Origin of the sequence: Priestia veravalensis (assembly GCF_001457055.1) — a bacterium.
Classification (GTDB): domain Bacteria; phylum Bacillota; class Bacilli; order Bacillales; family Bacillaceae_H; genus Priestia; species Priestia flexa.
Map to the genome: position 1 here is coordinate 1 of NZ_KQ758717.1, position 10,201 is coordinate 10,201.

11 protein-coding genes are annotated in these 10,201 nt (G+C 39.9%); 8 read left to right on the top strand and 3 right to left on the bottom strand.

All coding sequences use genetic code 11. The features are described 5' to 3' along the window. Positions 1 to 345, top strand: a 345-nt coding sequence (locus tag AS180_RS19865; RefSeq protein WP_139109248.1) for a transposase, incomplete at its 5' end; no start/stop codon positions are given. A 42-nt stretch (positions 346 to 387) separates the two neighbouring features. On the opposite strand, the gene AS180_RS23370 is transcribed toward AS180_RS19865, so the two are convergent. After that, complete coding sequence (locus tag AS180_RS23370) at positions 388 to 549, bottom strand: hypothetical protein (protein ID WP_169799841.1); 162 nt, start codon at positions 547 to 549, stop codon at positions 388 to 390. A 258-nt stretch (positions 550 to 807) separates the two neighbouring features. Between AS180_RS23370 and AS180_RS22930 the strand changes: the two genes are divergently transcribed. Next, the gene (locus AS180_RS22930) at positions 808 to 1,857 is read left to right on the top strand and encodes an N-acetylmuramoyl-L-alanine amidase (RefSeq protein WP_062687391.1); all 1,050 of its coding nucleotides are present in this window, start codon (positions 808 to 810) and stop codon (positions 1,855 to 1,857) included. Between the two features lie 51 nt (positions 1,858 to 1,908). Here the strand turns inward: AS180_RS22930 and metA are convergent, their stop codons facing one another. After that, positions 1,909 to 2,817 carry a homoserine O-acetyltransferase MetA gene (gene metA, locus AS180_RS19875; protein WP_061785042.1) on the bottom strand — a complete coding sequence of 303 codons (909 nt, stop codon included), beginning with the start codon at positions 2,815 to 2,817 and terminating at the stop codon, positions 1,909 to 1,911. A gap of 325 nt (positions 2,818 to 3,142) precedes the next feature. Between metA and AS180_RS19880 the strand changes: the two genes are divergently transcribed. The 6 genes from AS180_RS19880 to AS180_RS19905 all read left to right on the top strand — a co-directional run bounded on the left by AS180_RS19880 (position 3,143) and on the right by AS180_RS19905 (position 9,880). Beyond that, positions 3,143 to 4,831: a formate--tetrahydrofolate ligase gene (locus AS180_RS19880; protein ID WP_062687392.1), complete on the top strand. Its 1,689-nt coding sequence runs from the start codon at positions 3,143 to 3,145 to the stop codon at positions 4,829 to 4,831. Positions 4,832 to 4,953: 122 nt separating this feature from the next. Further along, on the top strand, positions 4,954 to 5,490 hold the full coding sequence (locus AS180_RS19885; protein ID WP_062687393.1) for a hypothetical protein: 537 nt from the start codon (positions 4,954 to 4,956) through the stop codon (positions 5,488 to 5,490). Between the two features lie 71 nt (positions 5,491 to 5,561). After that, positions 5,562 to 6,038, top strand: coding sequence for a glutathione peroxidase (locus AS180_RS19890; protein WP_025907689.1), 477 nt, complete (start codon positions 5,562 to 5,564; stop codon positions 6,036 to 6,038). Positions 6,039 to 6,145: 107 nt separating this feature from the next. Then, entirely contained in the window at positions 6,146 to 6,802 is a 657-nt protein-coding gene (locus AS180_RS19895) for an HD domain-containing protein (RefSeq protein ID WP_025907690.1), read from the top strand. Then, entirely contained in the window at positions 6,783 to 8,681 is a 1,899-nt protein-coding gene (locus AS180_RS19900; RefSeq protein ID WP_062687394.1) for an ABC-F family ATP-binding cassette domain-containing protein, read from the top strand. Before AS180_RS19895 ends, AS180_RS19900 begins: the two co-directional genes overlap by 20 nt. Before the next feature lie 74 nt (positions 8,682 to 8,755). Continuing rightward, positions 8,756 to 9,880, top strand: a complete 1,125-nt coding sequence (locus AS180_RS19905; protein WP_025907692.1) for a conserved virulence factor C family protein — start codon at positions 8,756 to 8,758, stop codon at positions 9,878 to 9,880. 106 nt (positions 9,881 to 9,986) lie between these two features. On the opposite strand, the gene AS180_RS19910 is transcribed toward AS180_RS19905, so the two are convergent. Then, the coding region (locus AS180_RS19910; RefSeq protein ID WP_082636430.1) for a transposase at positions 9,987 to 10,201 on the bottom strand (215 nt) is incomplete at its 5' end.

A 10,201-nucleotide genomic window follows, 5' to 3' on the forward strand; every position in this document is an offset into this window, starting at 1 on the left:
GTTCATTGGAATACCATTTTTGAGGAAATGAAAGCAAAGGCCAAAACAGCCCTTGAATGTGAAACGAAAGCCGCTATCTACGCTCGTCGTAAGGTCGAGGTCGAAAGTGTGTTCGGTCACATCAAGGGCAATCGGTCGTTCCGCAGATTTTCCTTGCGGGGACTCGATAAAGTCCATGTGGAATTTGGGATTGTGGCATTAGCCCACAATATACTAAAAGTAGCTGGCATTCGCCAGTTACTTTTAGATAATAATCGAAAATATATAAAAACAGGTGGAGAAAAACATTGCGTTTTTCTCCACCTGTTTTATTTAGAGGGACTTATTAGACAGCCCCCTTTTTGATGTGTGTTCAACTATATAAAAGGAAAGAGTCAATCTCTGTATCTAATGCAAGCTTTTTTCTTTAAACTCGTGGATGACGTTCGTTATTAACAGAATATCTTTGTAAATCTCATCTCGAATGCTTGAATTTGAACAATTACGATAATCTGCCAGCAGCCGATTTAACTCATGATGAAATAGAAACGCTTCTTTTTTTGTAATCATTTTAAAAACTCCCTAACGTTTCAGTAAAGACTTCTGAGGTAGAATGAGGAGCTGATAAAACAGCTATACAGCTTATCATTAACAGATTCATTTAACATCATTCTGTTAAAAGTCTCTTTATATAGTATTTACTCTGTATTTACATAAATTAAACCTCGGGTTACGTTCCTTTTTTTAGAAAATAGTTGAAGTGGGTTTCTGTACGTGTCGCTATAAGCGAATGCAGCATAATTTAAATATAGGGAGGAGACAAGCGATATGAAAAAAATTTATCTTGATGCAGGACATGGTGGTCACGATTCAGGGGCCGTGTCAAATGGGCTGCTTGAAAAAAATTTAGTATTAAAACTTCAGCAATACATGATTCAATTTTTTAATGATCAATATACGGGGTTTACCATTCGCACTACGCGTACAACGGATGTGTTTTTGTCACTAAGCGAAAGAGCAAGTCGAGCAAACGCATGGGGAGCAGACGCATTTATGTCTATTCACGTGAACGCTGGAGGTGGAACAGGATACGAAGATTATATTTATACGGGTCGAAGAGTTAGCTCTGTTTCGTTGCGAAATGCAGTACATGGTGAAGTAAAGAAAGTAATAGGCGGTTACAACCATCCAAACCGAGGGAAAAAAACAGCCTCTTATGCCGTGCTTCGTCGTACAAATATGCCGGCTGTTCTAACTGAAATTGCTTTTATTGACCGAGCTGCAGATGCGACTTTGCTTAAAAACGAATCGTTTTTACAGAATATAGCCTATGCCTATGCAAAAGGAATGGCAACTTTTTTAAGGTTGCCTGCAAAATCAGGGGCTACACCTACGCCAACACCAACACCAGTTTCAACGCCGCCAAAAGCACCTGCAAAACCACAGCCAACACCACCAAAGCCTTCAGCTCCGCCACCTTCAACTTCGGGAGATACTGTTATTCGTACCATTCAACAAACGTTAAATTCTCGCTATAAAACAGGCATTGCTGTAGACGGCATTTATGGACCTAATACAAAAGCAGCGCTTATTAAAGGTCTACAGTCTGAGCTGAACACGCAGTTTAATGCTCGCTTAGCCGTAGATGGTATTTATGGGAGTAATACAAGGAATGCCGTTGTAAATATTGTACAAGGGGCTCGTGGAAATTTAACATGGATTGCACAAGCCGCTCTTTATATTTCTGGCCATAATCCAGGCACTATTGACGGCATTTTTGGCACCAACACGTTAAGTGCAGTAAAAGCATTTCAGCGTAGCAAAGGCCTTTCCGTAGATGGAATCATTGGTATAAATACGTGGCGTGCATTATTTTAAAGAAATAAGCGGACTCTAGAGAGAGTCCGCTTTGTTTGTGACCAGGTTCTTTCATTTCCACTCATAAGGCGTTTCTTGGTAAACATAATAGTTTAACCAGTTCATGAATAATAGATTTGCGTGCGAGCGCCACGTTTTGAGCGGAGCACGGGTTGGATCATCATTTGGAAAATAGTGCTCAGGCAACTTTGCATCCATTCCTTTTGTTTTGTCCCGCATAAACTCATCTTGTAGCGTCTGAACATCATATTCAGGATGACCTGTTACGAAAATGAACTTTTCATCCTTTGACATGACTAAGTAGACACCTGCTTCTTCTGAGTGTGATAGCAACGTTAGATCGGGGTGAGTTTTCACTTCATTTAAGTCCACATCTGTATTGCGTGAATGAGGGGAGAAAAAGAGATCATCAAACCCTCGCAGAAGCTTAATAGGCTCTTGAAGAGAAGTATGTGTGAACACACCTGTACATTTTTCGTCAAGCGGTCTTTTATCAATGTTAAAATGATGATATAACCCAGCTTGAGCTCCCCAACAGATATGCATCGTTGACGTAACGTTTGTCTTACACCAATCCATAATCTCAGTGAGCTCCGACCAGTAATTCACATCTTCAAATGGAATATGTTCAATTGGTGCACCGGTGATGATCATGCCATCAAACTTTTGGTGTTTAATTTGCTTAAAGGTTTTGTAAAACTGCTCCAAATGATTTTTACTCGTTGTCTTCGCTTCATGGGTTGCTGGGTGCAGAAGCGTAATATGTACCTGTAACGGTGAGTTACCCAGCAGACGAAGCAGCTGTGTTTCAGTTTTTTCTTTTTCAGGCATTAAATTTAAAATCGCAATATTTAAAGGGCGAATTTCTTGATTAAATGCCCGTACATCATCCATGATAAAAATACGTTCTTTTTCTAAAATTTCTTTTGCTGGTAGATCACGCGGGATGTTAATAGGCAATAAAACTTCCTCCTGTTTTTTCGTAATATAACGTGCAATCAATCACTATATATAGTGAGCACACAGATTTTTTTATCTCTTGAATGGTTTTTTCAAAGACGATTTTCATTTCTATATACAATACACTATTATATGAATATACAGAATATTAATCAACTGAATTTTCGAAAAAGTAGAGTTTCTTATTCGTAATTTAAGCCAAAAATGATACAATATCAACAGTAAGTGCTAGATAATACTTAGATAAGACTAATATACATAAATAAGGTTCTTTTAATGGTAAAAAGAGCGTGCATTCATTTGTATGAAAAAGGAGAAGGATAACATGACAACCAAGAAACAAGTGAAAAGTGATTTACAAATCGCTCAAGAAGCAAAGATGAAACCGATTAAGGATATTGCAGCTCAGCTAAGTGTTTTAGAAGAGGAGCTCGAGCCATACGGCCATTATAAAGGAAAGCTTTCATTGGACATTATGGAACGCTTAAAAGACCAAAAGGATGGCAAGGTTATTTTGGTGACGGCCATTAATCCGACCCCTGCGGGTGAAGGGAAGTCTACGGTAACTGTAGGACTGGCACAAGCCCTTCAACAGCTGAATGAAAAAGCAATTATCGCCATGCGTGAGCCTTCTTTAGGTCCAGTCATGGGAATTAAAGGAGGAGCAGCTGGAGGTGGCTATGCTCAGGTTGTGCCGATGGAGGACATCAACCTTCATTTTACGGGAGACCTTCATGCCATTACAACAGCAAACAATGCGCTATCAGCTATTATTGACAATCATATTCACCAAGGTAACGAGCTAGGAATTGATACGCGTAAAGTAACATGGAAGCGCGTCGTTGATTTAAATGATCGTGCACTTCGTCAAGTAGTAGTCGGGCTTGGTGGTCCAGTTCAAGGTGTACCAAGAGAAGATGGCTTCGATATTACAGTAGCATCAGAAATTATGGCCATTTTTTGTTTGGCAACAAGCGTTCAAGATTTGAAAAAAAGATTAGCTCGCATTGTAGTTGGTTATACATATCAAAATGAGCCAGTAACGGTCGCTGATTTAAACTCGGAAGGAGCACTGACCCTTCTGTTAAAAGATGCGATTAAGCCTAATCTCGTCCAGACGTTAGAGCATACGCCAGCTCTTATTCATGGCGGTCCATTTGCTAATATTGCCCATGGGTGCAACAGCGTGATTGCAACGAAGATGGCGGCTAAATTAGGTGACTATGTTGTGACAGAAGCAGGATTTGGAGCTGATTTAGGAGCAGAAAAGTTCTTAAATATTAAAGCACGAATGGCAGATATTAAGCCTGAAGCCGTTGTGCTTGTTGCAACCGTCCGCGCATTGAAAATGCACGGAGGCGTTCCAAAAACTGAGTTAAGTAAGGAAAATATTGAAGCGCTACAAGAAGGCATGAAGAATTTAGAAAAGCATATTGAAACAATTCGCGCATTTGGAGTTCCGTGCGTCGTGGCAGTGAATCGTTTCGTTACGGATAGTACAGGAGAAATTGAAACGATTATGAGCTGGTGTGAAGAAAACAGCGTAAAAGTAGCCCTCACAGAAGTGTGGGAAAAAGGTGGAGCTGGCGGTATTGATTTAGCAAAAGAACTTCTCCAAATCATGAAAACAGAAGAGTCAAACTTTGCACCGATTTATGATTTATCAGCGACAGTTGAAGAAAAAGTAGAAACGATTGCAAAAGTAGTGTACGGAGCGAGTGGCGTAGATTTCTCTCCAAAAGCCCACAAGCAAATCGCCCAGTTTGAACAATACGGATGGTCGTACTTACCGATTTGTATGGCGAAAACACAGTATTCACTAAGTGATGATCAAGAACTATTAGGAAGACCTGAAAACTTCCGCATCACAATTCGTGAGTTTAAGCCATCGATCGGTGCGGGTTTTCTAGTTGCTTTAACAGGTTCAATTATGACGATGCCTGGCCTCCCGAAAAAACCAGCAGCGCTAAATATGGACGTCGACGAGAACGGACAAGCAGTAGGAATCTTTTAATAGGAAAAGGCGATGGGTGCATCGTCTTTTTCTTATTTTTTCCAAAGAGCGTATGTTATCATAGGAAATGGTTAGAACAAGTAAAGGATAAATTATTTTATTGTAAAGAAAGTAGTGGAACGATGTTTGATCCAATTGTATTTGATAATTTAAAAGTGGTTGTGGAAGGGGAAATATACGATTTAGATTTATCGGGGCAAGTATCGGTTGTAAATCGTGAAGACTTAATGGACTTAGCTCGGTTTACGAGGACGTATCGTATTTCATTTCAGCAGCATTCGTGCTGTACGGCAACCTTGGCTCTTTCAACGGATTTAGATAGCATCCATGCTGAGTTAACTCCGTCTCGTCAGGAAAAGCCAGGCTGTACGGTATTTATTGCTTTTTATATTAAGCAAGCCGTTGCTTATACGATTGAAGACTGCAATGAAATTCGCATGCTGTGTGAAAGAGTTTGGGGAGAGAATCGCGTAATTGAACAACGAGTGATTCATGAAGTTGACACTGACGAATATGAAAATGAAGTAAAAGTGATGTTTAACCGCTTTGTTTATGAAGACCAAGTGGCCGATTTAATTGAGATGATTGACTATATGCTCCAAACAATGGACCAGTTGAAAAATTATTATGACCAGCAAGCACATGATAAGCGCTTATAAATTGTTGAAACGACATCTCATACATTACAATAAAGGTATGAACGATACTTTACTAAATGGAGGTCGAATGCATGTCAGTTTATAAGTATTCTGCAAAAACGATTAAAGGTGAACAAGTGTCGCTTTCCCAATACGAAGATAAAGTTTTGGTCATTGTTAATACAGCAAGTAAGTGTGGATTTACTCCGCAATATAAAGAGCTTCAAGCACTTTATGAAGAGATGAAGGACCAAGGTGTAGAGATTCTTGGATTCCCTTGTAACCAGTTTGGTGGTCAAGAGCCGGGTAGCGCAGGTGATATTGAACAGTTTTGTGAACTTAATTACGGAGTATCTTTTCCGATGTTTGATAAAGTGGACGTGAAAGGCGAACATGCACACCCTCTATTTACATACTTAGCTGAAGAGGCGCCCGGTGTGTTTGGATCTAAAACAATTAAATGGAACTTCACTAAATTTCTTGTGAACCGTCAAGGAGAAGTAATTAAGCGCTATGCGCCACAAACTTCACCAAAAGATATAAAGAAAGACATTGAAGAATTAATATAAGGCAAAGCAGGTGAGCGTAGTGTTCATCTGCTTTTTTGTTACTCAAACACCCTGAGCTTCTTTGTGGTAAAATGAATTGAATAAATGCGTTTCATAAGGAGGCTAAGATGAAGCGAACGATAAAAGAAGCAGAAGCATTTGTGAAAGAGAAGCTCGCACATGACACTACGGGCCACGACTGGCAGCATATTAATCGCGTGCGCAATTTAGCTATGATTCTATGTGAAAAAGAAGGTGGAAATAAACAGGTAGTCGAACTGGCTGCTTTATTTCATGATGTTGTAGATGATAAACTAGTGGTTGATGTTAATAAAGCTTACAAAGAAGTAGAAGAGTGGCTGATTGTTCACAGGATTAGCGAAAAGGATTGTCATCATATTATACATATTTTAAAAACAGTGTCTTTTAAAGGTGGAAACCGTCCGGACATGACGACGTTAGAAGGAGAAGTTGTGCAAGATGCGGATCGCTTGGATGCAATTGGAGCAGTGGGTATCGCGCGAACATTTATGTATGCAGGAGCTAAAGGAACACCTTTATACAATCCTTCAATTGAGATTCGAGACGTGATGTCGGAACAAGAATATCGAAATGGAAAGTCAACGGCTGTTGCCCATTTTTATGAAAAGCTACTGAAGTTGTACGAAGGAATGAATACATACACAGCTAAAGCAATTGCAAAGGAACGTCATGACTATATGCTTGGCTTTTTAGCACAATTTAAGAAAGAGTGGAATTATAACAATGAAAATGATTACGATTGAAGAATTAACAAAAACGTATGGGGAAAAGAACTTATTTAATCATTTAACCTTTACCATTACTGAAAATGAACGAATTGGCTTAATTGGTGTCAACGGTACAGGAAAGTCAACGTTGCTAAAAATTATTGCAGGACTGGAAATAGCCGATGGTGGCGAAGTCATGCACGCGAAGGATTACCGCATTACGTATATGCCTCAACACCCGGATTTTAATCCTGAACTTACGGTGCTAGAGCAGGTCTTCAGCGGTGATACGCCGCTTCTTCAGTTATTAAAGCAATATGAGCTTGCGCTGTACGAGCTCCAGCAAGATGCTTCGAGTGAAAAAGCGCAGCAGAATTTATATGATCTTCAGCAAAAGATGGATGCAATGAACGCATGGGAAGCGAACTCTAGTGCCCAAGCCATTCTAACGAAGCTTGGTATTACCAATATGCAAGAGAAAATTGGGGCATTATCTGGTGGTCAGAAAAAACGTGTTTCCATTGCTCAAAGCTTAATTCAAACGCCGGATCTTTTAATTTTAGATGAACCGACAAACCACTTGGACTATGAAACGGTAAAATGGCTAGAAGAATATTTAGCGAAGTATCAAGGTGCCGTTTTACTCGTAACGCATGATCGTTACTTCTTAGACGCCGTTACGAATCGCATCTTTGAATTAGATGGTGGTAATTTATACAGCTACAAAGGAAATTATGGAGCGTTTTTGGAAGGGAAAGCACTTCGTGAAGAGCAAGAAAAAGCAACGCAATCCAAGTTAAGTAATTTATACCGTAATGAATTAGCTTGGATTCGACGTGGTGCCAAGGCGCGAACAACGAAGCAAAAGGCGCGCATTCAACGATTTGAAGAACTTGAAGGAAAAGTAGGAAGTACTGAAAAAGAGGGACTGGATATAAGTTTAGCAGGCAGTCGTTTAGGGAAAAAAGTTGTTGAACTAAAAGAAGTGTCAAAAGCATTTGAAGGTAAGATGCTCTTGAACGATTTCACTCACATTGTGAAAAAAGGAGATCGGATTGGGATTGTCGGTAAAAATGGAAGCGGGAAGTCAACGCTTTTAAACATGCTTGCTGGTCGTATTGGACCTGATAGCGGAGAGGTTGATCGTGGGCAAACTGTTAAAATTGCGTACTATACGCAAGAAAGTGACGATATGGACTTAAATAAACGAATGCTAGATTATATCAAAGAGTCAGCTGAAATCGTCCAAACGACGGATGGAAAAGTAATTTCAGCTTCGCAAATGCTTGAACGTTTTTTATTTCCTTCTCATACACACGGAACGCCTATTCGAAAGCTTTCAGGTGGAGAACGTCGTCGCCTTTATTTATTGAAGCTTTTAATGACCTCACCGAACGTGTTGCTGTTAGATGAGCCAACCAATGATTTAGATACACAAACGTTAACGGTTCTAGAAGACTATCTAGAGGAATTTCCAGGCGTTGTTATTACTGTTTCACATGATCGCTATTTCTTAGATAAAGTCGCTGACTACTTGTTGGTCTTTGAAGGAGACGGCGTCATTTCAACCTATTACGGTGCTTATACGGATCAGCTGGAAGAAGCAAGACGTCAAAAGCAAAAACAAGTGCAAGAGACCAAAGTGAAAGAAGAAAAGCCTAGAGTACAAGAAAAGCAGAAAAAGCGTCGTTTATCATATAAAGAGCAAAAAGAATGGGATGAAATTGAAGATAAAATTGCAGCCAAAGAAGAGGAGATTGAACGCTTAACAGCTGAAATTGAACGAGCTGGAAGTGATTACTCCAAAGCCCATACCTTATCGATGGAACAAGAGCAAGCAAACGATGATTTAAATGAGCTGCTAGAACGCTGGACGGAGCTTTCGGAACTAATTGAAGAAATTGAAAATGCGTAAAAAAGCAGGTAATTAGACCCTCTGTTTTTGAGCATGTTACAATGTAAAAAAATGAAATTGAGGAGTATGAGTGTATGAAGATTAAATCTATTGAACCCACACCAAGTCCGAATACAATGAAGATCAATTTAAATGAAGTGTTGCCTGGAGGAAAAAGCAACAACTACCATAAAGATAATAGTCATGAAGCCCCAGCGGTTATTCAAGAAATCATGAAGGTTGAAGGCGTAAAAGGCGTATATCACGTCGCTGATTTTTTGGCAGTTGAGCGTAATGCAAAATATGATTGGAAACAAATTTTACCTCAGGTTCGCGCAGCTTTTGGAGAAGACATACAGGATGAGACTGAAAACCAGCAGATTAATGAGCACTACGGGGAAGTGAGCGTAGCTGTTCAACTGTTTAAAAATGTCCCTATGCAAGTAAAGTTAACGGATGGAACAGAAGAGAAGCGATTTGGGCTTCCAGATCGTTTTGCAAAAGCGGTTGCTGAAGTTCAGCAATTTGCATCAAACGTTGTATTGGAGCGTAAATGGAAAGAGCAAGGAGTTCGCTACGGTGAACTAGAAGCAATTGGAGAAGATGTTGTAGAGGAATTATCAGCAGCTTATCCTGAGGAGCGTTTGAATCGACTTGTCCAACTTGCAAAGCAAGAGGAAAGTGGAGAGCAAGTTGTAAAGCCACGCGAAGCATATAAAGTAACAGAAGAAATGTTAGATGAGGAAGATTGGACAGTTCGTTATGCTCATTTAGAGCAAATGAATCCAACAGAAGAGGATTTACCCGTTTTGAACAAAGCGCTTGATGATGAAAAAGCATCCATCCGCCGCTTAGCAACGGTCTATCTTGGAATGATTGAATCGAAAGAAGTCCTTCCATTCTTATATAAAGCTTTAAAAGATAAATCTGTAACGGTTCGTCGTACTGCAGGAGACTGTATGTCAGATTTAGGGTTTGAAGAAGGGATTGCGGCGATGTGTGAAGCGCTACAAGATAAAAGTAAGCTTGTGCGCTGGAGAGCAGCAATGTTTTTATACGAAGTAGGAGACGAAACAGCTTTGTCAGCCTTAAAAGCAGCGGAAAACGATCCAGAGTTTGAGGTTGATTTACAAATTAAACTAGCAATTGAACGAATTGCAGGCGGAGAAGAAGCAAAAGGATCCGTTTGGAAACAAATGACGGAAAGTCGTAAAGGGTAAGAGAAAAAAGAGGCTGGGACAAAAGGTCTCTATAATCGAAAAAAGGTGAAGTCGCCGGTGCGACTTCGCCTTTTTTCAATTATTTTAAAGATATAAAGGCAAGATCTCACCCCCTTGCCACATATTTTCGTATATTCACGGCCATTAGTGCGAGGCCGGTTTCGTTTTCGACTTTGGATTTCCCACGAACAGAAAATCGTGTGAAACCTAAATTAGCCTTCAAGAATCCAAAAACTGGCTCCACGTCCATTTTACGTTGACGATAAATTTTAGCCGTTTCTTCTTCCGAAAGCTTCGCTTTTATGTATTCTTTTTGTTCTT

Bases quoted from the DNA above. Each gene is read 5' to 3' on its own strand.
- AS180_RS19890 (WP_025907689.1), top strand. From the start codon at position 5,562: ATGTCAGTTTATAAGTATTCTGCAAAAACGATTAAAGGTGAACAAGTG.
- AS180_RS19900 (WP_062687394.1), top strand. From the start codon at position 6,783: ATGAAAATGATTACGATTGAAGAATTAACAAAAACGTATGGGGAAAAG.
- AS180_RS19880 (WP_062687392.1), top strand. From the start codon at position 3,143: ATGACAACCAAGAAACAAGTGAAAAGTGATTTACAAATCGCTCAAGAA.
- AS180_RS23370 (WP_169799841.1), bottom strand. From the start codon at position 549: ATGATTACAAAAAAAGAAGCGTTTCTATTTCATCATGAGTTAAATCGG.
- AS180_RS22930 (WP_062687391.1), top strand. From the start codon at position 808: ATGAAAAAAATTTATCTTGATGCAGGACATGGTGGTCACGATTCAGGG.
- AS180_RS19885 (WP_062687393.1), top strand. From the start codon at position 4,954: ATGTTTGATCCAATTGTATTTGATAATTTAAAAGTGGTTGTGGAAGGG.
- AS180_RS19895 (WP_025907690.1), top strand. From the start codon at position 6,146: ATGAAGCGAACGATAAAAGAAGCAGAAGCATTTGTGAAAGAGAAGCTC.
- AS180_RS19905 (WP_025907692.1), top strand. From the start codon at position 8,756: ATGAAGATTAAATCTATTGAACCCACACCAAGTCCGAATACAATGAAG.